At 66.8% G+C, this 21976-nt stretch carries 25 protein-coding genes and 1 pseudogene; 11 read left to right on the top strand and 15 right to left on the bottom strand.

What is annotated here, in order from left to right; all coding sequences use genetic code 11:
- Positions 1 to 407: 407 nt before the first annotated feature.
- The 3 genes from malQ to K3U93_RS12195 are packed head-to-tail and all read left to right on the top strand — an operon-like array spanning position 408 to position 3978.
- Positions 408 to 2582 (top strand): 4-alpha-glucanotransferase, encoded by a 2175-nt coding sequence (gene malQ, locus K3U93_RS12205; protein WP_083009803.1) that lies wholly within the window; start codon positions 408 to 410, stop codon positions 2580 to 2582.
- 11 nt (positions 2583 to 2593) lie between these two features.
- The gene (locus K3U93_RS12200; RefSeq protein WP_083009688.1) at positions 2594 to 3499 is read left to right on the top strand and encodes an LLM class F420-dependent oxidoreductase; all 906 of its coding nucleotides are present in this window, start codon (positions 2594 to 2596) and stop codon (positions 3497 to 3499) included.
- Positions 3500 to 3507: 8 nt separating this feature from the next.
- A complete protein-coding gene (locus tag K3U93_RS12195) occupies positions 3508 to 3978 on the top strand; it encodes a nuclear transport factor 2 family protein (RefSeq protein ID WP_083009804.1) in 471 nt (156 codons plus the stop codon).
- Positions 3979 to 4382: 404 nt separating this feature from the next.
- Here the strand turns inward: K3U93_RS12195 and K3U93_RS12190 are convergent, their stop codons facing one another.
- The 5 genes from K3U93_RS12190 to K3U93_RS25230 all read right to left on the bottom strand — a co-directional run bounded on the left by K3U93_RS12190 (position 4383) and on the right by K3U93_RS25230 (position 7025).
- On the bottom strand, positions 4383 to 4700 hold the full coding sequence (locus K3U93_RS12190) for a ribbon-helix-helix protein, CopG family (protein ID WP_083009690.1): 318 nt from the start codon (positions 4698 to 4700) through the stop codon (positions 4383 to 4385).
- A gap of 541 nt (positions 4701 to 5241) precedes the next feature.
- Positions 5242 to 5646: a type II toxin-antitoxin system VapC family toxin gene (locus tag K3U93_RS12185; RefSeq protein WP_071508861.1), complete on the bottom strand. Its 405-nt coding sequence runs from the start codon at positions 5644 to 5646 to the stop codon at positions 5242 to 5244.
- Positions 5647 to 5656: 10 nt separating this feature from the next.
- Positions 5657 to 5887 (bottom strand): FitA-like ribbon-helix-helix domain-containing protein, encoded by a 231-nt coding sequence (locus tag K3U93_RS12180; protein ID WP_071508895.1) that lies wholly within the window; start codon positions 5885 to 5887, stop codon positions 5657 to 5659.
- A 132-nt stretch (positions 5888 to 6019) separates the two neighbouring features.
- Positions 6020 to 6790 (bottom strand): DUF222 domain-containing protein, encoded by a 771-nt coding sequence (locus tag K3U93_RS12175; protein WP_254893561.1) that lies wholly within the window; start codon positions 6788 to 6790, stop codon positions 6020 to 6022.
- Positions 6791 to 6806: 16 nt separating this feature from the next.
- On the bottom strand, positions 6807 to 7025 hold the full coding sequence (locus tag K3U93_RS25230; protein ID WP_217808404.1) for a DUF222 domain-containing protein: 219 nt from the start codon (positions 7023 to 7025) through the stop codon (positions 6807 to 6809).
- Between the two features lie 125 nt (positions 7026 to 7150).
- Here K3U93_RS25230 and K3U93_RS12165 point away from each other — a divergent pair.
- A pseudogene (locus tag K3U93_RS12165) lies at positions 7151 to 7255 on the top strand (LapA family protein); the annotation flags it as partial.
- Positions 7256 to 7279: 24 nt separating this feature from the next.
- Here K3U93_RS12165 and K3U93_RS12160 read toward each other — a convergent pair.
- Together K3U93_RS12160 and K3U93_RS12155 are read right to left on the bottom strand one after the other, a co-directional pair.
- Positions 7280 to 7708, bottom strand: a complete 429-nt coding sequence (locus K3U93_RS12160) for a type II toxin-antitoxin system Rv0910 family toxin (protein ID WP_176219887.1) — start codon at positions 7706 to 7708, stop codon at positions 7280 to 7282.
- 108 nt (positions 7709 to 7816) lie between these two features.
- The gene (locus tag K3U93_RS12155; RefSeq protein WP_071508866.1) at positions 7817 to 8374 is read right to left on the bottom strand and encodes a hypothetical protein; all 558 of its coding nucleotides are present in this window, start codon (positions 8372 to 8374) and stop codon (positions 7817 to 7819) included.
- Positions 8375 to 8792: 418 nt separating this feature from the next.
- On the opposite strand from K3U93_RS12155, the gene K3U93_RS12150 reads away from it, so the two are divergent.
- Together K3U93_RS12150 and K3U93_RS12145 are read left to right on the top strand one after the other, a co-directional pair.
- A complete protein-coding gene (locus K3U93_RS12150) occupies positions 8793 to 9137 on the top strand; it encodes a DUF732 domain-containing protein (RefSeq protein ID WP_083009698.1) in 345 nt (114 codons plus the stop codon).
- 292 nt (positions 9138 to 9429) lie between these two features.
- Positions 9430 to 9879: a DUF6941 family protein gene (locus K3U93_RS12145; protein ID WP_071508868.1), complete on the top strand. Its 450-nt coding sequence runs from the start codon at positions 9430 to 9432 to the stop codon at positions 9877 to 9879.
- Positions 9880 to 9938: 59 nt separating this feature from the next.
- Here the strand turns inward: K3U93_RS12145 and K3U93_RS12140 are convergent, their stop codons facing one another.
- Positions 9939 to 10346 carry a hypothetical protein gene (locus K3U93_RS12140; protein ID WP_083009700.1) on the bottom strand — a complete coding sequence of 136 codons (408 nt, stop codon included), beginning with the start codon at positions 10344 to 10346 and terminating at the stop codon, positions 9939 to 9941.
- 297 nt (positions 10347 to 10643) lie between these two features.
- Here K3U93_RS12140 and K3U93_RS12135 point away from each other — a divergent pair, with 297 nt between their 5' ends.
- Positions 10644 to 12158: a CoA transferase gene (locus K3U93_RS12135; protein WP_176219888.1), complete on the top strand. Its 1515-nt coding sequence runs from the start codon at positions 10644 to 10646 to the stop codon at positions 12156 to 12158.
- Positions 12159 to 12264: 106 nt separating this feature from the next.
- A complete protein-coding gene (locus tag K3U93_RS12130) occupies positions 12265 to 13278 on the top strand; it encodes an Lrp/AsnC family transcriptional regulator (RefSeq protein ID WP_217808405.1) in 1014 nt (337 codons plus the stop codon).
- A 221-nt stretch (positions 13279 to 13499) separates the two neighbouring features.
- Here the strand turns inward: K3U93_RS12130 and K3U93_RS12125 are convergent, their stop codons facing one another.
- The 6 genes from K3U93_RS12125 to K3U93_RS12100 form a co-directional block, all read right to left on the bottom strand.
- Positions 13500 to 13790 carry an ANTAR domain-containing protein gene (locus K3U93_RS12125; RefSeq protein ID WP_071508872.1) on the bottom strand — a complete coding sequence of 97 codons (291 nt, stop codon included), beginning with the start codon at positions 13788 to 13790 and terminating at the stop codon, positions 13500 to 13502.
- A 239-nt stretch (positions 13791 to 14029) separates the two neighbouring features.
- A complete protein-coding gene (locus tag K3U93_RS12120; RefSeq protein WP_083009707.1) occupies positions 14030 to 15394 on the bottom strand; it encodes a wax ester/triacylglycerol synthase domain-containing protein in 1365 nt (454 codons plus the stop codon).
- A gap of 309 nt (positions 15395 to 15703) precedes the next feature.
- A complete protein-coding gene (locus tag K3U93_RS12115) occupies positions 15704 to 16648 on the bottom strand; it encodes an LLM class flavin-dependent oxidoreductase (protein WP_139796787.1) in 945 nt (314 codons plus the stop codon).
- 209 nt (positions 16649 to 16857) lie between these two features.
- Positions 16858 to 17214 carry a carboxymuconolactone decarboxylase family protein gene (locus K3U93_RS12110; RefSeq protein WP_071508875.1) on the bottom strand — a complete coding sequence of 119 codons (357 nt, stop codon included), beginning with the start codon at positions 17212 to 17214 and terminating at the stop codon, positions 16858 to 16860.
- 58 nt (positions 17215 to 17272) lie between these two features.
- Entirely contained in the window at positions 17273 to 17695 is a 423-nt protein-coding gene (locus tag K3U93_RS12105) for a DUF302 domain-containing protein (RefSeq protein WP_083009709.1), read from the bottom strand.
- Positions 17696 to 17731: 36 nt separating this feature from the next.
- A complete protein-coding gene (locus tag K3U93_RS12100) occupies positions 17732 to 18001 on the bottom strand; it encodes a metal-sensitive transcriptional regulator (RefSeq protein WP_071508877.1) in 270 nt (89 codons plus the stop codon).
- Positions 18002 to 18123: 122 nt separating this feature from the next.
- Between K3U93_RS12100 and K3U93_RS12095 the strand changes: the two genes are divergently transcribed.
- Positions 18124 to 18498 (top strand): thioredoxin family protein, encoded by a 375-nt coding sequence (locus tag K3U93_RS12095; protein ID WP_083009710.1) that lies wholly within the window; start codon positions 18124 to 18126, stop codon positions 18496 to 18498.
- Between the two features lie 9 nt (positions 18499 to 18507).
- On the opposite strand, the gene K3U93_RS12090 is transcribed toward K3U93_RS12095, so the two are convergent.
- Positions 18508 to 19740 carry a CaiB/BaiF CoA transferase family protein gene (locus K3U93_RS12090; protein ID WP_083009711.1) on the bottom strand — a complete coding sequence of 411 codons (1233 nt, stop codon included), beginning with the start codon at positions 19738 to 19740 and terminating at the stop codon, positions 18508 to 18510.
- A gap of 323 nt (positions 19741 to 20063) precedes the next feature.
- Between K3U93_RS12090 and K3U93_RS12085 the strand changes: the two genes are divergently transcribed.
- Together K3U93_RS12085 and K3U93_RS12080 are read left to right on the top strand one after the other, a co-directional pair.
- The gene (locus K3U93_RS12085; protein WP_083009712.1) at positions 20064 to 20936 is read left to right on the top strand and encodes a mycofactocin-coupled SDR family oxidoreductase; all 873 of its coding nucleotides are present in this window, start codon (positions 20064 to 20066) and stop codon (positions 20934 to 20936) included.
- Between the two features lie 100 nt (positions 20937 to 21036).
- Complete coding sequence (locus tag K3U93_RS12080) at positions 21037 to 21975, top strand: thiamine pyrophosphate-dependent dehydrogenase E1 component subunit alpha (RefSeq protein ID WP_083009713.1); 939 nt, start codon at positions 21037 to 21039, stop codon at positions 21973 to 21975.
- The last annotated feature ends 1 nt before the right edge of the window (position 21976 follow it).

The following is a 21976-nucleotide window of genomic DNA, read 5'->3' as shown; positions in this document are numbered from 1 at the left end:
CATTGCCCAGCGCGCGAATCCCATCGATAACGGTAAGCCACCCGCACGCACCTCGCCACGCTGCGCCGCACGCGGTCGCTTTTACGTCTCGCTATATATGATTCCGGCCGCTTTCGAGTCGCCACCTTCGCGAACGGTGCCGGCGGCGGCTCACGCCACCGAGCTGGCACTTTCGGTATACCCCCACCGGATCCCCCGGCCGGATTATTCGTGTCTCCACAGGGCATGGTAGCGGCGGATCGCCAACTCGTCCTGTCGAACGTCCGCTTTCACCGAACACGTTGCTGGGCCGGCGGGCGAGGGCGCGACGGTTGGCCGGCCAGCAAAACAACCGCGGCCGGTCCGCCGGAACGGGCCGCGTCGGCCCGGATCCTTGCCGGACGGGTCCGGCAAGCAAGATGGGCGGCATGACTGAGCTCGCGCCCTCGCTGGTCGAACTCGCCAGGCGGTTCGGCGTCGCGACCGAGTACGAGGACTGGACCGGCCGGCGGGTGCTGGTCCCCGAGGCCACGCTGGTGACCGTGCTCGCCGCCCTCGATGTCACGGCCGGCACCGAGCAGCAGCGCAACGCCGCCCTGACCGCGCAACTGCGGACGTATTGGGCGCGTCCGATGCCGGCGACCATCGTCGGGCGCACCGGTGAGCAGACGCGGTTCTGGGTCCACGTGACCCACGGTGATCCCGCCGAAGTGTGGTTGCAGCTCGAGGACGGCACGGCGCGCGGCGGGGTGCGGCAGGTCGACAACTTCACGCCGCCGTTCGATCTGGACGGCCGCTGGGTGGGCGAGGCCAGCTTCGTGCTGCCCGCCGACCTGCCGCTGGGCTACCACCGGGTGCACCTGCGTTCCGGCGACTCCCAGACGAGCACCGCGCTCATCGTGACGCCGGACTGGCTCGGGCTGCCGGAGCGGCTCGGCGCCCGCCGCGCCTGGGGTCTGGCCGCTCAGCTGTACAGCGTGCGGTCCCGGCAGTCGTGGGGCGTCGGCGATCTCACCGATCTGACGGACCTGGCGGTATGGTCGGCCTCCCGCCATGGCGCCGACTACATCCTGGTCAATCCCCTGCACGCGGCCGCGCCCACGATCCCGATGGAGCCCTCGCCGTACCTGCCGACCTCGCGGCGCTTCGTCAACCCGCTTTACCTTCGCGTTGAGGCGATCCCCGAATTCGCCGACCTGGCCAAGCGTGGCCGGGTGCGACGGCTGCGGTCGGAAGTCCAACAGCGAACCGGACGGCTCGACACCATCGACCGCGACAGCGCGTGGGCGGCCAAGCGGGCGGCGCTCAAGCTGCTGCATCGCGTGCCGCGATCGGCGGGCCGCGAGCTGGCGTACGCCGCGTTCCGTGACCGCTCGGGCCGCGCGCTCGACGACTTCGCCACCTGGTGTGCGCTGGCCGACGAGTACGGCGGTGACTGGCACCGCTGGCCGGAGTCGTTGCAGCATCCCGACGCCGCCGGTGTCGCCGGTTTCGCCGAACGGAATTCGGACGCGGTCGACTTCCACCGCTGGCTGCAGTGGCAACTCGACGACCAACTCGCCTCGGCGCAATCGCAGGCAACACGGGCCGGAATGTCGTTGGGCATCATGGGAGACTTGGCCGTCGGTGTGCACCCCAACGGCGCCGACGCCTGGGCCCTGCAGGATGTTTTGGCGCCGAGCGTGACCGCGGGCGCGCCGCCGGACGAGTTCAATCAGCTCGGCCAGGACTGGTCACAGCCGCCGTGGCGTCCGGACCGCCTGGACGAGCAGGAGTATCGGCCCTTTCGCGCACTGATCCGCGCCACGCTGCGGCACGTCGGCGGGATCCGCATCGACCACATCATCGGGTTGTTCCGGCTGTGGTGGATCCCGAAGGGTGCGCCGCCCACCGAGGGCACCTACGTGCGCTACGACCACGAAGCGATGATCGGCATCGTCGCCCTGGAAGCCCATCGGGCCGGGGCGCTCGTCGTCGGCGAAGACCTCGGCACCGTCGAACCGTGGGTGCGCGACTACCTTTTGCTGCGCGGCGTGCTGGGCACCTCGATCCTCTGGTTCGAGCTGGATCGCGACGGAAACGGCGGGCCACTGAACCCACTGCCGGCCGAACGCTGGCGCGAGTACTGCCTGTCGTCGGTCACCACCCACGACCTGCCGCCGACCGCCGGCTACCTGGCCGGCGACCACGTGCGGCTGCGGGAGTCCCTGGGGCTGCTGACCCGGCCCGTCGAAGAAGAGCTCGAGTCCGACCGGGCCGAGCTGGCGGCCTGGATGGCCGAGCTGCGCCGGGTCGGGCTGTTGGATGACGGTTACTCAGCACATGAACAAGACCCGGAACTGATCGTCCTCGCCCTGTACCGGTATCTGGGCCGGACGCCGTCGCGGCTGTTGGGAGTGGCGCTGACCGATGCGGTTGGTGACCGCCGCACCCAGAATCAGCCGGGCACCACCGACGAATACCCGAACTGGCGAGTTCCGCTGACCGGCCCCGATGGCCGGCCGATGACGCTCGAGGACGTGTTCACCGATCGCCGGGCGGCGACCCTGGCCGAGGCGGTGCGCGCGGAGATCGCGCCTCCGACGACACCGACCACCTGTTAGCTTCGGGTGCCATGAAGGCTTCCCTAACAATAGGGCCAAAAATAGGGGTCGTGGCCCCGGTCGCCGACGGTGTCACCGCGGATCCCGACTGGATGGTGAGCTTCGCAAGCCACCTCGAGCGGTGCGGGTTCGAATCGATCGTCGTCGTCGAGCACACCGTCCTGGCCACCCGGTACGACAGCGTCTACCCCTACGACAGTTCCGGACGGGTGGGGTTGGCGGCCGACTGCCCCATCCCCGACCCGCTGGACCTCCTGGCGTTTCTGGCCGGCCACACCAGCCGGCTCGGGCTGGCCACCGGGGTGCTGGTGCTGCCCAACCACCATCCTGTGGTGCTCGCCAAACGGGCCGCGACCGTCGATGCGCTGTCCGGCGGACGGCTGCGGCTGTGCGTGGGCGTGGGCTGGCTCAAGGAGGAGTTGGAGGCCTGCGGGGCGGAGTTCGACAGCCGGGGCAGGCGGGCCGACGAGCAGTTGGCCGTCCTGCGGGCGCTGTGGGCCGACCGGCCGCAAGGGGCGTCATATCACGGCGAGTTCTTCGACTTCGACAACGTCATGTGCTACCCGAAACCGGTTGCGGACCAAGGGCTTCCGGTTCATATCGGCGGTCACAGCCGGGCGGCCGCCCGCCGCGCCGGGCGGCTGGGAGACGGCTTCCAGCCGCTCGGGGTGACCGGTCCCCCGCTCGCGTCGCTGATCGCGCTGATGCGTGAAGAGGCGTCGGCGGCGGGCCGCGACCCGGCGCGGCTGGAAGTGTCGCTGGGCCATGCGGTTACCAAGATCGATGCCGAGCGCGCGAGCAGCCTCGTCGATCAGGGCGCCGACCGGATCGTGTTGGCCATGCCACCGACCGCCGACATCGAACAGGCCAAAGACGTCGTGTCGGCCTGTGCGCAGCGGCTGTCCCTGGTGTCGTGAACCTTTCGATGACCCTTTCCGTCGACGATCGGATCGCCCTCAGCGATTTGGTGCACCGGTATGCGGCCAACGTCGATGACCGTCAATTCGATTCTGTGGCAAAGATTTTCACTGTGGAGGCCGAACTGAAGGTGCCCGAGCCGCCGGCCGCGCTGGGCCCGGTCCATTCCCACCGTGGTCGGGAGGCCATCACCACGGCGGTCGCCGCCGTCGCCGCGGTGACCCGTACCGAGCACGCGATCGTCGGTGAGGTTTACGACGGGGCCAGCCCGGCCGGCACGGCCAGGGGGCGCATCGCGTGCGTCGCGCACCACTGGAGCCGACACGGGGATGAGGTGATCGACGTGGTCTGGCATCTGCGTTACGACGACGACTATCGGCTGACCGACGAGGGCTGGCGGATCAGCCGCCGGGCCCTGACGATCAATGCCATCGAGACCCGGCCGATGCGCCGGTTGCTGCCACGCGATCCGCCCTAGCCTAAAAGGGTGGCGGGCGGTTGCGTTGGGCGACGTGGTTGCTGTTGAGGGTGCGGTCTTGGTCGCGGGTTCGGCGACGTGTGGGCATCATGATGGCGCGGTCACGGATGGTGGTCGATATTCCTTTGGGGTAGAGGGTATTTCGCCGGTAGGTAGGCACAGGACGGGGAATAGCAGCCGGCTGCCCGGGCGGGGCCCGCTAGGTGAGGTCCAGAGGATGGTGCCGTCGGGGTGTTGTTCGTCGCGCCAGCCGGTCCAAAATGTCTTGAGCAGGTGGTGTTTTCGCAGAGGCATTTGAGGTTGCTGACAAGTCGGAAATCTACCCCCTTTACGCAGGTTTACGACTCAGCCGCCTATAGGCATCATCGACACGGCGGGCTTACCCGTGAACCATTGGGGCACAGTCACTTCGCTGTTCTGACGATGGCGAGGTTGTGGTCATGTAATGCGGTGATGAGTGCGCGGGTCCCGTCGTCGGGTTGTGGCGCCAGTTCGTGGGCGATGGCTGTGCGCACCACGGCCGATACCGGTAGGCCGCGTTCTGCGGCGGCGGTACGTAGCCGGGTCATCTCATCGTCGGTGAGACGCACGGTGAGGATTTGAGCCTTTTCGCGGTTGGGGTGGGTGGCCGGCGCGGTCGTGTATGCGGTCGTGTATTCAGAGCTGTCGACGGCTTCCAGCTCGCGTGCCTCGGTGAGTAGGTTGCTGAGCTCGTTGTTCACTGGTTGTTCCTCTCCCGGTATGTGCTCTGATCGGTGGCGTTGGCCGGCCAACAGTTCGCGCCGTATTGCCGGTCCTGGTGGCTAACGACGATGACGACGAGCACTGCGTCTGCGGTCGGCGAGAATCCGACGAACCGGCTGCTTTTGCCCGAGCGGGCTTTTGGGGTCGGGGATGAACCCCCACCACGTCGGGATCGTTGACGGCTTCGGTTGCCATCTCGACAGTGGTGCGGTGTTTGTCCCACATGTGGGTGACCGCGTCGCTGGGCCAGTGCAACTCGGTCACCCGCTCAGTGTATGACAAATGTATGGCATCTGGGCATACAAGTATGCGGGCACGCACGGGACTGTACGGGGTGGATTCCGGCAAAAACGACTGACTTACCTCACGTGCCGCAAACAACACCCCATACCCTCGCCGAAGCCTTCACCAGCTGTTTTGTCGAGCACCCACGACCGAAATGGCAAACGAACCTGAGCTTTGTTGCAAGTCGGGAATCTACCCCCTTGCGAGTCGTCTGCCCCTGTATCTCCGGCGGACCTACAGCAGAGTGATCGCAACAGGTATACCGAGTTGATCAGTGGCGCTTGCCAACCGACTGTCGAGGGTGATCACGGCGGCGGAGTGTTCGGCGGCGACAGCGACATACAGGCCGTCGTAGATCGAGATGTTGTGCCGCCAGGCCCAGACGGTGCGCAGGAGCAGTGCATCGGGAAGCACGTACTCGATTGCGAGTGCGGCGACAGCCTCGGCGGCGGCCTCGGCGTCCTCTGGTTTCAATTGCTGGCGCAATACGGCCTTGTGCAGGGTGCGTAGCACCTCGCCCGGCATGTGGGCCGGCGCAAGCCAGCCGTCGTCGCCGTTCAGGACTGCGCGTGCCGCGTCGCCTTGGGGGGTGCCACTCGTGAGCGCCAACACCAGCACGCCTGCGTCCACCACGATCACAGCAGGAACCTCACCCGTCGCGGTCGGCGCGGATGACGGTCGCCACTTCCTCGGCTGTCATAGCGAGGCTGCGATGACCAGCCAACGCCTCCAAGAGCTGTCGGTTGCGCCCCGCCTGGTACTCCCGTTCCAACAGTGATCGCAGATACGTTTGGGTGGACTGGCCGCGCGCCTCGGCGCGGGCCGCCAGCGCGTCGCGAACTTCTTCGGGGACATCTTTGATCTGAATCGCAACTGCCATGGCCATAAACTATCACATGCGCATGGCATGCGCATGTTGTACTGCTTACGATCAATAACTCGAGTGTCACCGGACCCCAATCGGGTATCACCGATGCGAGTCACCTGACATGTTCCAAACCACACCCCTGGCTCAACCGATGACTTCTACCAGCTGTTTTGCCAGTGACGCACCGTCATAACGACAGAGCGATCTGACGTTGGACGGGTGGGTCGGCCGAGCGGGTAGGCGATGGTGTGGTCGATGTCGGCGAATTCGGCGGGCCGGTCGCAGCCGGGAAACCGGCAGGTCATATCGCGGCAACGGATGAACCGCTCGAGTGGGGCCGAGGGGCCGAGACCCCGGCTCGGGTGGCGCGTCGGCGGTGTGGCGCAGGGGTTGGGTTTTGGCGCCGCCACCGATCAGCTCGGCCAGCATCGACGCGGGGATGGTGCCGGCGCCGGAGAGGTGCGGGGCGGGGTGGGCCTTGAGGGCCGCGGCGTCGGCGACGACGTGGATCACCACCGCGGCGGCGCGCGGGTCGGCGCCTGCCCGGCACTGCGCACTGCCGCAGCCGCACGCGAGGTTTTCCGCCCCGGCGGCTAGTGCCCCCAGGGCGTCGGCACGGCGCTGGTCGAGGGTGCGCGGGTCGTCCTGGCAGACCCGCTCGGCCATGTGGGTGAGTCGGCGGTCCAACACGGTCGCGTCGGTGATCAGCAGCGAACCCCACAGGGATGCGGTCGGGGAGTCGTTGTCGGCGGGGCCGATCGCCACGTGGCGCGCACGCACGCCGGCCCGGCCGCGACGGAGGGCCGCCGGGTCGTGGCGATCAACGACGGCGTCGATGGCAGCGGCGGTCTTGGTTACCGACAGCGGCCCGAAGTGTGTGGCGTCGGCGGCCAGCGCCTCATCGACCATGCGCAGCGTCTCGGGTCTTTGATCAGATCGGTGCTGAGGCCAGCCGCGCGCCGATCGTGCCCTCGGCGAACAACGCCGCTACCGTGGGCAGCCGGTCGCGCAGCGCCACCGCCAGATACATCTGCCCCGACGCCATGGCATGGCTGATGCCTTGGGCCGCGGCGACCTCGGCGGCGATCGCGTCCCAGTTGTCACACGACCAGTGCGCGCAGTCGGTGGGACCGGCGCCGCGGTGACCCACCAGCTCGGGCAGCCGGGGGAACGAATGCGTCTTCTGAGGAGGCGCTCATGCGGCACGTCACGCGCGGCGCCGTGACCACTCGTCGGGCGCCGCGGGGTGTAAAGCGAGCGCCCGGGCTCGTCGTTGTTGCCGCTGCGATCGTCGGACTGCTGGCCTTCGGGGCCGGGCTGGCGTGGCTTGCCATGGACCGCAGGCGGATCCGCGACGCCGAACGAGAACGGCCGGTGCGGGTAGCCGGGTCCGCGCCGCCGAATTTATCGCAGCGCGGCCAGGTTGTTCACCGACTTGCGCACGTCGGAGCGGAGGACCCTGGCGACCAGGCCTCCGATCGGGCCGCCGAGCAGCCCGCCCTTGAGCTCGGCGGTGAGGTGAAAATTCGATCCGGGATGGTCGTGGGTGACGGTCATCGCTACCGCAATTCGAATCCCGCCCCGACCGCGGCCTTGCAGCTCAATCGATTTCGGCTCGTCGTAATGGGTGACCGTCCAGTGCACGACGTTGCGGAAGCCCTTGACCTTGATGCACGACGAGACGCGGGTGCCCTCCCCGACCGTTGACGGAACCGGGCCGCGCCAGCCGTCGAAAATCGTCATCCACTCATCGAATCGACGCAGGTCGGAAGCCAGCTTCCAGGCGGTCCCCGATCCCACATCCGATGACATCGAAACATCTACGCGCGCCAAGTCTTATCGCTCCTTACCCGACTGCCTCGGCCAATGCGGGGCCGACCGTCGCCGTTGCATACCCGGGCGCGCCGAGCCGATAAACCCGCGGCCGGCTATCCGCTCGGCTTAGGGCCAGGACTGCTCAAGCTGGTGAGCCACGTCGATGACCTGCGCGGCTTGCGAATGCGGTGCGTCGATCTCGTCGGCGACGTACTGTGCGACGAATCGCCGGATCTCGCCATCGACGCCCGCCAGGATGCGCAGCACCTCACCGCGGAAGGACTTGGACGACACGTTGACGGTGATGTCGGAAGGCCGCGGTTTTGCGACGTCGACAACCAGGAGCAGCGGCTCGGCGGCTCGCGCGGTGGCGCGCAATGCGATGTCTCCGGAGACCACGAACCGTTGCTTGTCGAGCCGCAGGTCGAGCAGCAGATCGATCGACAACGGAATGTGGATGACGAAGGTGATGCTGTCACCCAGACGCCGGGTTACTTTCGGCTCGTGGATCTTGACGTTGGCGCTGACCTTGGCAATCCCGCCGGGACCCTGAGCGATCGGCTCCATCGCGAACTCGCTGCCCGCGATGTCGGCGAATCCGGCGGCGACGCGCTCGGGCGTGACCGCGACCTCGAAGAACCTGCGGCCGAACTCTTCGTAGGTGACATAATCGAGATTCTGCATAGGCTTATACCGTCTCACGTCCGTTGCCGGAACCGTCGCTGATCTGCTCGCGTCGCAGCAAATTCGCGTCATATGCGCCCGGGACAAGGCTGAGGAATCCAGCGGGCATCACGAGGACCCGCCTTTTCGGGCAGTGAACAACACCACAGGCAGACGCTTCGATTCGGTGTGCCGGCCGCTAGTCCGCGAGGCTGAAACGTTTTGGGGGTCTCGGCGCGCGCTGAGTCGCCATGGCCAGCGCCGGGGCCGGCCCGCGTCAGCTGCCGCCTTCAAAACGATTGGGAATGGCTGAAAATCGCTCCGACGTACGGGTCCATTGGAATTTCATCGCGCGGGAAGCCATTGGCCAGCTTCCGTTAAAGTCTCGTTGGCCAGAACGGATGCACGCTCATCGCCACTTTGGAACAATCACGGGATTATGAGACCCGTACTGCTGCTGGCAAGTGTCGCCGTGGTGATCGGCACGGCCGCGCCGGCCCACGCCGACATCGATGGCAAGGACCAAGCCTTCCTCACCACGCTCAGCCAAGCCGGGCTGACCTACATGAACCCCGACCGCGCGGTAGCGGCCGGCAAAACGGTGTGCAATCTGGCCGACGGGGGAATGACCGGCGAGGAAATTGTCAAGAACCTGCAGGACCGCAATCCAGGGTTCGAGGGTCAGGGCGCGGCCAAGTTCGCGGCAATCGCGGTCTCCGCGTACTGCCCCGAAAAGCTGAACGGCGAGGGTCAGGGCCCAGCCCGCAAGACCGGCAACGCCTAACTCGGCCGGCGCGCTGATCCCCATTCCGCCGCGGGGACAATGCACTGACGTCGACCCGCTCGTCTGTCGTTGCTCGACGGAGCGAAACGGCAACCGCGTTCACCCGAGACAGTCACTGAAGGCCGGTCGGTGGCCGTGAGCATGTGGCGCCAGGGTGGCTGGTCTGGCCGAAGCGTAATATCCCCCCGACAAGAGCGGGGGAAGGATCTCGTGGAACTCGTGAGGCGGCGGCAATGGTAGGACAGGATCTGGCGGCGGCAGCCGGAAGGTCGATCGTGGCTCCGGCCGGCGCATGAAGATCAGCCTGTTGCTGGCCGACGCGGCGCAGGCCGACGCCCAATCCGGAAAAGTGCATGCCCTCGGGCTGGGGTGGCGGCAGTGTCAAACACCAACGCCCGCTTTCTCTTTGGTGTTGTTCCTGGATATCGACTGGGACGAGACCAACAAACAGCACAAGCTGACCTGCCAGCTACTGACCACCGATGGCGAGCCGGTGGTGGTGATGGGAACACATGGGCCCCAGCGGATCTCCTTTGAATTGGCGGCGGAGGCCGGCCGGCCCCCTGGGGCGATTCACGGCACTTCGGTTCGCATGCCGCTCACCCTCAACATCCCGGCCGGAATCCCCTTGGAGCCAGGAATCTACGAGTGGCGGGTGGAGGTCGAGGGTTTCGAGCAGGCCACGGCGGTCGAGGCGTTCGTTGTGGTCGGTCCCGTTCACGCGCCGGCTCCATCCGCGTAAGCGCGGCGGCCGGCCCGATGGCTTGTCGACTGCGTCGATCACGTTGCGGCAGAAGCTTTTTAACGCGCACGGGCTAGCCCCGGCCAGTTCACGACCGGCTCACGTACTGGCGTGGCGACGCGTGGGGGCGCTGCCACCGATTCGCCACGGACCCGCAGCCTGGATGCCAGCGAGGTCAGCGCCGTTCCCGCGGCCAGCACCATCAGCTCTGTGTGCACGCCGTGCCCGCCGAAGTAGACGATGCGACGCAGGGCGTGGGTTCCGGCTCCGTTGGGCAGGGCAATGCCGATCGCCCTGAAGAATGGCGGCAGCAGCGCGGCTTGATATGCGCCACCGGCAGAAGGGTTGCCGAGAATAACGAAGACGATCACGGTCACGCCGATGCCCAAGACGTCGAGAAGGGTCTGGAACGCGACGGTGACGGTGGCCGCGGACAGTGTCGCCAGTGCTCCGATGCCGGTGGTCACCCAGAAGTGTCCGACGAGCCGCCCAAGACCGGGCCGACGATAACCGCGCCGCCCAGCCCGGACGCTATGGCATAACGCACCATGCGACGGCACTCGGGGCGCGTCGTCGGCCTTCTACACGGCCGCACCCGCCGCGTCGACTGTTTCCTTCATCACACCGTCGATTCCGGCCATTTTCCGTCACTTTTGCCGGTCGGCAACGCCCGGCTCCCATGCTGACGGCGTGGAATCAGCATGTCGCGGCGAACGAGTCACCTCCGGCGTGTATGTCCGTGCGGTCCAGGGAAGGAGTCACGAATGACTGAGGTAGCCCCGTTGATGCCCGATACCATGTTCAATCCGACTGCCGCGCTTGATGATCTGCTTGCCGACGTCGGGCTGTCGGCCGCCGATGCGGGCGGGCGCGTGACATTTGCCGGACGGGATCCGATCATCCCGGCCCGTCATCGGCTGGCCGCGGCGATCGGCATCCCGATGATGGGCAACGCCGTGGCGGCGGCCACCTTGCACCGTCATCGTGGCGGGCCGAGCCAGGATTTGCACCTGGACCTGCGGCAGGCAGTGCATCACATCAACCCCAGCTTCTATTGGCATCCCACCCTTGCGGGCGAGTTTCCGTCGATCGCACTGGTTTTGGACAACCCGTTCGCGCTCGTTCCCTACCGCACCCGCGACGGGCGCACCGTGATGGCCTCGGCCGTCTATCCCCACCAATCCGCCAAATGGTGCCGATTCCTCGACGTGCCACCCGACTTCGGCAAAGTCGCGCAGGCGTTCGCCCGCTGGGACGCCTTCGAGCTGGAAGAGGCCGCCAACGACGCCGGGCTGCCCGCATGCGTGGCCCGCAGCCCCGAGGAGTGGCTGGCCCACCCGCACGGGGCCTTCCTGGCCACCCAGCCGGTGATCGGGTTGACCCGCATCGGCGACGCCCCACCACGCGAGCTCGGCGAATCCGATCGGCCCTTTGGCGGGGTGCGCGTGCTGTCGTTCACCCACGCCGTGGCCGGACCCACGGTGGGCCGTGTCCTGGCCGAGCAGGGCGCCGACGTGCTGTGCGCGACCCGCCCCAACGACTTCGAACACGACTGGGTTTACTTCGAAGCCAACATCGGATCCCGAAGTGCCTGGCTGGATTTGACCAAGGACACCGGCAAGGCCAACGTCGGCCGGCTACTGCGCGACGCCCACGTCGTCGTCAATAATCACCGCGGCTTGAAACTCGAAAAGCTCGGCATAGATCCCCACGAGCTCGCCGGTACCCACCCCGGCCTGGTGCATGTCTCGGTCACCTGCTACGGATCGGCCGGGCCGTGGGCCCACCGCGGCGGCTTCGACATGAACGGCTCGGCCGCCTCCGGATTGATGGTCATCGAAGGCAGCCAAGACCAGCCCCAATTACCGCCCACCGGCCTGATCAACGACTTCATCACCGGCTACATGGGCGCGCTCGGCGCCGCGGCCGGACTGATCAAACAACAAACCGAAGGCGGCAGCTGGCACGTCACCGTCAGCCTTACCCGCAACGCCATGTGGTATCAAACGCTCGGCTTGGTCGACCCCGCCGACGCCGGACGCGACAAGGAGCGCACCATCCGCGAACCGGCCAGCTACGACGCCGACAGCCCCATGGGCGATGTCCACATGCTCGCCCCGCCAGTCACTTTCAGCCACACCCCGCCCCGCTGGCCGGACCCGATCCTGGTCCCCCGCGGGTCATGCCGGCCCGAATGGGCCAGCATCGACAACCCCGCGGCGCGGCCCACCTCCTCGAGGGTGGCGCCGCGGACCGCGTCGATGACGTCGCGCAGATAGAGCGGCAGATATCTGCCAGCCGAATTCGGGGACGGTACGGACCGAAATCGATGGAAATCGGCGTCTTTGTGCGGGAAACCGTCGCCGAAGGGTGACAATTGCCACCGTGATTGACGGCGTGGACGAGGTGGATGTCGCGCTGCTGGACGCGCTTCACGTCAATCCGCAGGTGAGCTTCGAAGAACTCGGCAAGGTCCTCGGCATTTCGCCGGTTACCGCGGCGCGGCGGTGGCGGCGCCTGGTTTCGACGGGGCGCGCGTGGGTTTCCTCGGCGATCGGGCCCCAGCTGCCGGCGAAGGCGGCACTCTTTGAGGCCGAGTGCGAACCGGGCGCCGCGCACTCGGTCGCCGCCCAATTTGCCGCCAGGCCGCACGTCTTCAGCGTCTACATCACGACGGGCCAAGACAACTTGTACGCCTTGCTGGTGGCCGCCGATCAGGCCCTGATGTCCGAGTTGATCGTGGAAGCACTGCCGGCGGTCCCGGGAGTACGGCGGGTCCAGTCCGCGCTGATTACGCACTTGTTCAGCGGTACCCGCTGGCGCCTGGGCGGCCTCAGCACCGGCCAGGTGCGCACGGTGACTCCCGAGCCGCCCAAGACCGGATCGGCGCACGAGTTCGATGACTTCGACCGCGAGCTGTTCCTGGCGCTACAACGGGACGGCCGACTCAGCTTCCGGGACCTGGCCGTGACGCTCGGCCGATCGGAACCCGTGGTTCGTCGCCGGCTGAGTCTGCTGACCCGCTCGGGATTGCTGGCATTCCGCACGGATTTCGCGCGCGTGGAAGCCGGCTGGCCGTCGGCGATAGCGCTCAAGCTTCGCGTCGCATGGCCGCAGGCCGCCGCGGTGGGGCGGGCGCTTGTCCACTATCCGGAGACCCGGTTCTGCGTTGCGACCGCAGGCGGACCGGCCAATCTATTCGTGACGATGCAACTCCACCGCGCGTCGGCACTCGACTCGGTGATTTCCCGGCTTATCGACGAATATCCAGGTGTGGCAGTGCTAGACACGCGCGTCGTGTTGCGCTCGGTGAAGTCCTGGGGGCGGCTACTGGGTTCTGACGGACGGGCGCAGGAAGTCGTGCCCGTCGACCTGTGGGCGCCCGTTAAGAGCCAATAGCGCGACGCGTCACCGGACCAGGTTCACCGCGTGACCGAGGGTGACGGCGGGAACTCCTCGATTCCTTCGAAGACGCTTGGCGCCCCGCCAGCGAGGCGACCAGTGCAGCTGAAGCGGGAAATCGTCATGGCCGAAAGGCCTTTGGCCCGTCGCGCCGGTGAGAGTTGGCGACAGCCGCGGTACCCCCCAGGACCGCGGCCGCGCCAAGTTCCTCATCGCCCTCAACAAGGCGCGGTAGCCGAGCTGGCGAACAGCGGACCCCACTCGTGCCGAGCTGCGGACTGCGCATCGATGAAGCTGGGTGTGTTCTCACCATCGCCCGCCAGATGCACCAACGCCCAGGCCATCGCGAACACCGGCACCTTGTGACGTTGTGCCGCACCGTGCAATTCATCGAAAGCGGCATGCGAAGTGCATCGGCGAAGGCCAATGAGAATGCCCCGCGCGGTGTCGAGAATGCGGCCAGAGTTGGGACCGTACGATGTCTGGGCCGGAACCCAGTTCGCCATCATGCTGCGGATACCTCCTGTTGTGCCCCAACGGAATCCGCTACCCCACATAGCGGATTGAGGATCGACGATAGCCGCGCATTGCTTGCGGCTGCGATCCCCGAAAAGGCGCACTGTGCCATGATTTGTGGATTCGTGCCGTTGCGCCAGACCGTCGCGGACATCGATATGCACCTGTGACCGTTTCGGGACCTGCCCGCTGCCACCCCACGAGCCTGGCATTCTCCGGCTTAGCGCCCGAATTACCCTGCGAGCGCCAATACTTCGTCGAAACCGGCGACGAGGGCTTCGTGAAAAACGTCGTGGTCAGGTATCGCCACGGTATCGACATCGATGCCCAGGGCGCACACATTGACGTAAGTGAGCAACGTGACGTTGACCGCCGAGCCGATCGTCGGGCCGAACGCGTATTGCGCACGCACCGGGGCGCCGCCCAGGAAGACCTGAACCGGCACCCCCGGCACATCGCTGGCGAGGAAATCGATGTGGCGCAGAGCCCTACCGATGTACCAGCGCGGCATCAGGTTCAGAGCGCCGGCAATCAACTGCGTGTAGGGCAGGGACCTTTCGGCGCGTACCGCGTCGGCGCGCTGGTGTATTGCTTTGATCCGTGCCGCCGGGTCGGCCTCGCCCACGGGAACGTCGAACCGCATGAGGGTGATCCGGTTTCCGCCGATGCCATCGGCCTCGGTCCGCAAGCTGATCGGCATCGTCAGATGCAGGTCGCCGATCCCGACGCCGTGCTTCTCGTGATATCGGCGTAGTCCACCGGCCACCCCGGCGACGAAGGCGTCGTTTAGCGCCCCACCACAGCGGTGCGCCGCTTCCCGAAGTTGCGTCATCGGCACCTCGTGCACCAACAGGCGCCGGCTCAGGCCGCGGTCGGTTACCAGCGGAGACCCGGTCCGGTTTATCGGCCGAACCGTCCGGTAGACCGATGCCGCGGTGGCCGCCGCCGATCGGACCGTCGCAACCGGCCGCCGAACGCCGCCGTATGCGAGTCGCGGCGCCGCTTTAACCGCGCTCGCCAAGGCATTCGCGATCAGCCCGGTGTCGTAGCGCCAGGCGTCTCGGTAGCCGCTGGACCACGACGGCCTGGACGCCTCCGGCTCGGGCGGCAGGGGCTCGCGCTCGTACAGCTCCTCGGAAAGGTTGAACAGGATCATCGCGATCTGCACGCCGCCGATTCCATCGGTGAGGGCATGGTGGAACTTGCAGACCATGGCCGCACCGCCGTTTTCCAGGCCGTCGATGAACGTTGTCTCCCACAGCGCCCTGGCCCGGTCGAAGTCCTGCATCTCGGCCAGTCGGGCCATCTCGAGTACGTCGTCGAGCGTGCCAGACCCGGGGGCGACGGCTCGCTGGATGTGGTAGTCGAGGTCGAAGTACGGGTCATACTCCCACCGGGGTGGGGCAGGCGGCGGCGACGGCACCACCCGTTGCCGAAACATGGGCAGTGTGCGACTCATCAGGTCGAATCGTTCGCGCACCGCGTCCCAGTCCGGTGATCGATCCAGCAGCACGACGCTCACCACGGTCGAGCGCAGCCGTGGGTCGCTTTCCATGGCCCACGTAAAGGCGTCGCTGTTGCGCAAGAAATGAGTCATCGTGTGCTCCTTGCACAAACGTACGGCTCGCGGCGGGGCAAGATCAGCAGATTATTGGCACACAATGACTTTGGTGACTTTGGTCCTGAGACTTCGGGCCATTCGTCACGGAAGCAGGATCGGCATCGTCGTCACTCGCCAAGCACCCGAGGCCCGGTCGGGATCAACGAGCTTCGCGCCGGTACTTGACGCCCTTGGCGGCTAGTCGTCGGTCGTGACCGTCCCGACGGCCTCCAGCGCCTGGATACCGGCGGGGACGCGCGTGAGTTGTTTGAGCATAAAGAACCTTTTCGGGCGGTGGCTTTGCGCCTAGACGGACGCGTCGAGGGTCCGCAGCGCGGGAACCAGGCGTTCCGCCAGCGTCTCGGGATGGGCATCCAGCGAACCGATCCGCAGGATCAGGTGCCTGGCGCCGGCCTCGACGTAACGGCCCAGCCAGTCCAGGCACTCCTCCACCGAGCCGCTGCGGAATGCCTGGAGATTACTCATTACGTCGATCGGCTGACGGTAATACAGCCGGGTGTACGTGTCGAGCTCCTCGCGGGCCCGGGCATGGTCGCCGTTGAGGTTCACCGTGGCATATAGCGCCGGCGTGATGGGCCTGACCGCTCGCTGGGCGATCTGTTCCCAGGCGCGACGGTAGGCGTCGGCGTCGGGCAGGTAGGGAAGCCACCCGTCGTAGGTGTTCGCCACCCGCTCAATCACTTTGGCCGAGTCACCGCCCGCCAGCCACAGCGGCGGACCCTTGGGCTTGACCGTGGGAAGCGCGCCGGCGAGATCCTCGATACGCCAGAACCTGCCCGCAAACCGGCCTTGCTCATCCCAGGCCTGCCGCCACAGGGCCACAGTCTCATCGAGTCGGGCACCGCGGGCAGCGAAAGGCACGTCGACGGCGTCGAATTCGCGCCGGCTCTCCGGTAGCGGAGAGCCTGAGCCGAGCCCGACGACGAGACGACCCCCGCTGATCTGGTCGACGCTGGCGACTTGTGCCGCCGCGAGTAGCGGATGGCGCAGCGGTGCGATCAAGGCGGCGGTTCCCAACGTCACCCGGCTCGTCACCGCGGCAACGGCGGACAGGATCGATAGCGGCTCGACGCGGGTGCGCGCCAGCAGCGAGTCACCGACCCATACCGAGTCGAATCCACCGTCTTCAGCATCCGTTGCGAACTTGATCAACCCGCGGGCGTCGTGCTGTCCCGTCATGGCGGTTTCACGGCTGGGCAGCATGATCCCGACGCGCAAGGGCGACGTCATGAACGTCATGCTTCATCAAGCTTCGTCACACTCGCGCCTATTCCATGTGGCTCAGAAACGGCTTGGACTCGGGTGACCTAAGCGACCCGTTTGCCGCGATCATCGCCCAGATTGATCTGCACGACGATCGTGCTTCGGCCAATGTGGCGGCACCTCGCTGACGGTGGTGCCAGCATGTCGGCGAACGGGATGTGTGGGATGGCGGACCGCTACGACTGGGCGTCGGCGAACTCGCAAAACGCCGTATAAGCGCGGGCGCCGTGAATGGTCGCCGGGCCGCCGTGCATGAGGATCGTGACGCCGATGGCCTCCGCGGCTTCCTCCGGCGTGGCGCCGGCGCGCGCAGCCGCCTGGGCGTGCGATGCGATACATCCATCGCAGCCCTGAACGACCCCAATCGCCAGTGCCATGAGCTCTTTGACCTTGCGGCTGAGCGCTCCGTCGGTAAGGGCTGCGCCGCTCAGGGCCGCAAATCCCTTGTAAACCTCGGGAATTTGCTGGCGCAGCGCGCGGTGCTGAGGCAGCAGGTCGTCGAGGATTTCGTGGTGATGATGTTGGTCTGACATACCGCCATCATATACCCCTATGGGTATTTACACCCGCGTGGGCCCGCCGTCCCCGCGACTATTCGCCGGCGGTCACCGGCGAACCGCGCTTGAGTGAGTCGATCGCCGCTTTCAGCCTCGCGGTGACCTCCTCGGCCACCGGACGCAGTTCCGGCTCGCCGGTGACCTCCACCAGCAGCCCGGGATTCATTGCTTCGACCAGCACCGTGCCGGCGTGATCAGGATCGGCGCGCACCACGACGTTGCACGGCAGCAGCAGGCCGATCTGGCGATTCGCCTGCACCGCGCGATGCGCCAGCGGCGGGTTGCAGGCGCCCAGGATCAGGTAGTCCTCAATGTCTTGGCCCAGCTTGGCTTTCAGCGTGGCCTTCACGTCGATCTCGGTCAGCACGCCAAAACCCTGCTCCGCAAGTGCCTCGCGGGTCCGCGTGACCGCGTCGTCGAAAGAGGTATGCAGCGGTGTCGAAATTGCGATATCCATGACGAGTCCCTCCTAATCAGATCTTGTTTTGCCCGGTCAGGCGAGCGCCAGGAACAGCTTCTCCAGCTCGGCTTCGCTCAGCGGTGCGGCACCGTCCGCCGTTTTACCCGTAACACATTCCTTCAGTCCGGTCGCCACGATCTTGAACCCGGCACGGTCGAGGGCGCGCGAGACCGCGGCGAGCTGGGTGACGACCTCCTTGCAGTCGCGGCCCTGCTCGATCATCGAAATCACTCCCGCAAGCTGTCCCTGGGCGCGGCGCAGCCGGTTCAGCACCGCGGCGATGCTGTCTTGATCACCAATCACTGGATCCTCCGTCTCGTTGTGATATCCGACAGAGTACCCGCGGGGGTATCAGTCAACATAATTGGAATATACCCCGGCGGGTATTAGTTGTCACGTGTATAGGCCGAGTCGAAGGAAGCAACATGACCACAATCAACCTTACGCAAGAGACATTCAAACCAACCATCGTCGGCAACCCGCTTGTGCTGGTTGATTTTTGGGCTGGATACTGCCGCCCCTGCCAGGCCTTCGCGCCGATCTACCATCGATCGGCGCAGACGCACCCCGACGTCGTGCATGCCAAGGTCAACACCCAGGCCGAGCCCGAGCTAGCTGCCACGCTGGGGATTCGTTCGGTTCCGACCGTCATGGCTTTTCGTGACGGCGTGCTGGTCTACAGCAGAGCCGGCGCGATGCCACCCGTCGTGCTGGAAAACCTCATCACCCAGGTGAAATCGCTGGACATGGATGCGGTGCGCGCCAAGATCGCCGCCCGCAAGGCCGAGGCGGCCCGCTGACGTCCGGCCTCACAGGATGGCTTGGTGGTCCTTCGCCCTCGCGATGTCGTCCCAGTCGACGCCGAGCTCGAGCAGAATTTCTTCGGTGTGCTGCCCGTGTTCCGGAGCGCGCGCGGGAGCCGGCGGGGTTTCGTCGAATTGCACGGGGGCCGCGACGATCCGGTACTTCTCGCCGTGGTCGTCGACGTTTGTCACGACGTACCCGTTGGGTTCGACCTGCGGGTCGTTGAGGGTCTCCCGCGGCGTCGCCAAGGCGCCCCACACCCCGGGTTCGTCTTCGAGCACCTTTTGCCAATGCGCAAGGTCATGGCCGGCAAAGGCATTCGCCACGATCTCGGTCGCCGCGGCCGCGTTGGCGATCAGGTTGCTCGACGGGACAAATCGTTCGTCGGTGGCCAACTCCGGCAGGCCGATGCGTTCGCAGAAGCCGGCCCAGAATTTGTCGGGTTGCAAGAAAACCAGCTGAATCCACCTGCCGTCTTTGGTCTTGTACCTGTTGACGAGCGGATTGATGGCCAACCCGGGCGGTGCGCCCGGAATGCCGTCGATATCGAAGAAGTCGGCCGCCGAAATCGAGGGCGCGATGGCCCACATCGCCTGGGCCAGCAGCGAGGAGTCGACGATCGTCGGTTCGCCGGTCCGTTCCCGGTGGAACAGCGCCGCGCACACACCACCGGCCAGCGTGGCCCCACCCTGCAGGTCGCCGAATGCCGGGCCCTGGACTGCGGGCGTCTCGCTGCCAAACGGCGTGAGCGTGTAGGCGACCCCGCCCCGCGCCAGATATGTGGCGGCGTCGAAGCCGCCGCGATCCCGGTCCGGGCCCCGGACCCCCAGCCCGGTGCCGCGCGCGATGATGATCTTCGGGTTGAAGGCGCGGATGTCGTCAACCGTCAGCCGGGCCCGCTCGAGTGCGCCGGGCAGCCAATTGGTCAGGAACACATCGGCACTGGCCAACAGCCGGCCGAACAGTTCGCGGCCCAGTTCGGATTTGATGTCGAGGGCGATGCTGCGCTTGCCGCGGTTGCCCAACTCGAGGATGAAGTCGGCGTCGGGGCGGGCCGCTTCGCGGGTGAAACCGCCGATGACGAGCGCGCGTCCGGGATCACCCGAGGCGACGCCTTCCACCTTGATCACGTCGGCGCCCCAGTCGGACAGGGCGGCACCGGCCGACGGTACGTAGGTCCACGACGCCAATTCGACAACCCGCACACCGTGGAGGACGCCATCGTGCACGCCGGACATCGCTATCCCCTCGTCGCAGCCATTCCTTGCTATTTTAGGTATTCTAGCTACTCTAAGGGATATCGATAGCCCGGCTGCGGCCACTTTCGTGGAAGAGATGCGATGGAGCCGATCGTTGGTCCCATTCCGACCCGCGATGCGGCGAACGCGCGGTGCGTCACGGCGCGGCGGGCCGGCCGGCGGCCACCGTTCGGGGGCACGATCCCGCGTCAGTCCCTTCATCTCAGTGAACGTTTCGGACGCGCTCTCGGCGGCCGCGGTAACGAACGACATTGGGCCCCAACGTGGGTCGCTGGTGTAGGCGCTGCGACGAAGGACGCGCGATGGGCAGGGTGACGGGCAAGGTGGCCGTGGTCAGCGGGGCCGCACGCGGTCAGGGACGGTCTCATGCGCGGCTGCTGGCGGCCGAAGGCGCCGACATCATCGCGGTGGACCTCTGCGCGGATATCGAAACCAATGAGTACCCGCTGGCGCGGCCGGAGGATCTCGACGAGACGGCGCGGCTGGTCGAGAAGGAGGGGCAGCGCGCGTTCACCGCGATCGCCGACGTTCGCGACCGGGCGGCCTTGGCCGCGGCGGTCGATCGGGGCGTGGCCGAGTTCGACCATCTCGACATTGTGGTCGCCAACGCCGGCATTTGCCCGCTCACCGCGGGGCTGCCGCCCCAGGCGTTCGCCGACGCCGTCGACGTCGACCTGATCGGCGTCCTCAACCTGGTACACACGAGCCTCAAGCATCTGCACGCCGGCGCGTCGATCATCGTGATCGGGTCCAACGCCGCATTCATGTCGTCTCTGAGCGCCTCCGGCGCTGAGAGTGGGGTCGGCGGCCCGGGCGGGGCCGGCTACGCGTTCGCGAAACTCGCTGCCGCGCATTACGTCAACGACTTTGCCTTGGCGCTGGCCCCGTTCTCCATCCGGATGAACGCGGTGCACCCGACGAACGTCAACACCGACATGCTGCACAGCGCACCGATGTACCGCGCATTCCGGCCCGACCTGAAAAACCCGACCCGCGAGGACGCCGAACCGGTTTTCCCGGTAGTCCAGGCGATGCCCATCCCCTACGTCGAACCCGAGGACATCAGCGAGGCCGTGTTGTTCCTGGCGTCCGACGCGGCGCGCTACATCACCGGTCAGCAGCTCCGTGTCGACGGCGGCGGGTTCCTCAAGGTCAAGCCCTGGTCGGGCGCGTGACAGCGGTGGCACGAATCACCCTGAGCGGCAACGGAACTGGAGGAACTCCGTGAGCGACGGCCCCTCTACGGCGGGCGTCGAGCGTCGCCTCTACGAACTGATGGCCCTGATGAAGGCGGCCGACGACCGGCTGTTCACGGGCATCGGCACCGGCGAGTTCATGTGCGTGTACTGGCCGTCGCGCGGCCAGGAGGCCATCGCCGCCGCGATGGGGGTGACGCTGCGGCCCGACGACCAGCTGGTGACGACCTACCGCGGACTGCACGATCTCATCGGCAAGGGAGCTCCGCTCGAGGAGATCTACGGCGAGATGCTGGGCCGCACCGTCGGGGCCTGCCGCGGCAAGGGCGGCACCATGCACATCGCCAACCCCGGTAAGGGTGTCATGCTGTCGACCGGGATCGTCGGGGCCGGACCGCCGGTGGCCGTCGGTCTGGCGTTGGCCGCCAAACACAAAGGGCTCGACCGCGTTACGGTGGTCAGCTTCGGCGACGGCGCGACCAACACCGGCTCCTTCCACGAGGCGGCCAACATGGCCGCGCTGTGGGACCTGCCGCTGGTGTTCGTCTGCCAGAACAATCTCTTCGCCGAGATGACGCCGACGTCGGAGACCATGAAACTCGAGCACGTCGCCGACCGGGCGTCCGGTTACGGCATGCCGGGCGTGCGCGTCGACGGCAACGACCCGCTGGCGGTCAAGGCGGCGCTCGACGAAGCCCTGCGGCGGGCCCGTCGCGGCGAGGGCCCGACCCTCATCGAGTGCGTGACCTTCCGCTTCCGCGGCCACTACTTCGGTGACCGGATGCCGTACATCCCCAAGGATCAACTGGCGGCGGCCATGGCGGCCGACCCGGTGCCGCGGTTCCGTGACCGCCTCGCCGAAGCCGGCGTCTGCGGTCCCGACGAGCTCGACCGCATCGACGGCGAGGCCCTGGCGGCGGTGGAAACGACCTTGCACGCGGTCATGGGCGCGGATGCCCCGTCGATCGACGAACTCGACCGCGACGTGTACGCCACCCCGATCAAGTTCCCGGTGTGAC

Origin of the sequence: Mycobacterium malmoense, assembly GCF_019645855.1 — a bacterium.
In the GTDB taxonomy this organism is placed as follows: Bacteria; Actinomycetota; Actinomycetes; order Mycobacteriales; family Mycobacteriaceae; genus Mycobacterium; species Mycobacterium malmoense.
This window is presented reverse-complemented; position numbering and strand designations above follow the sequence as displayed.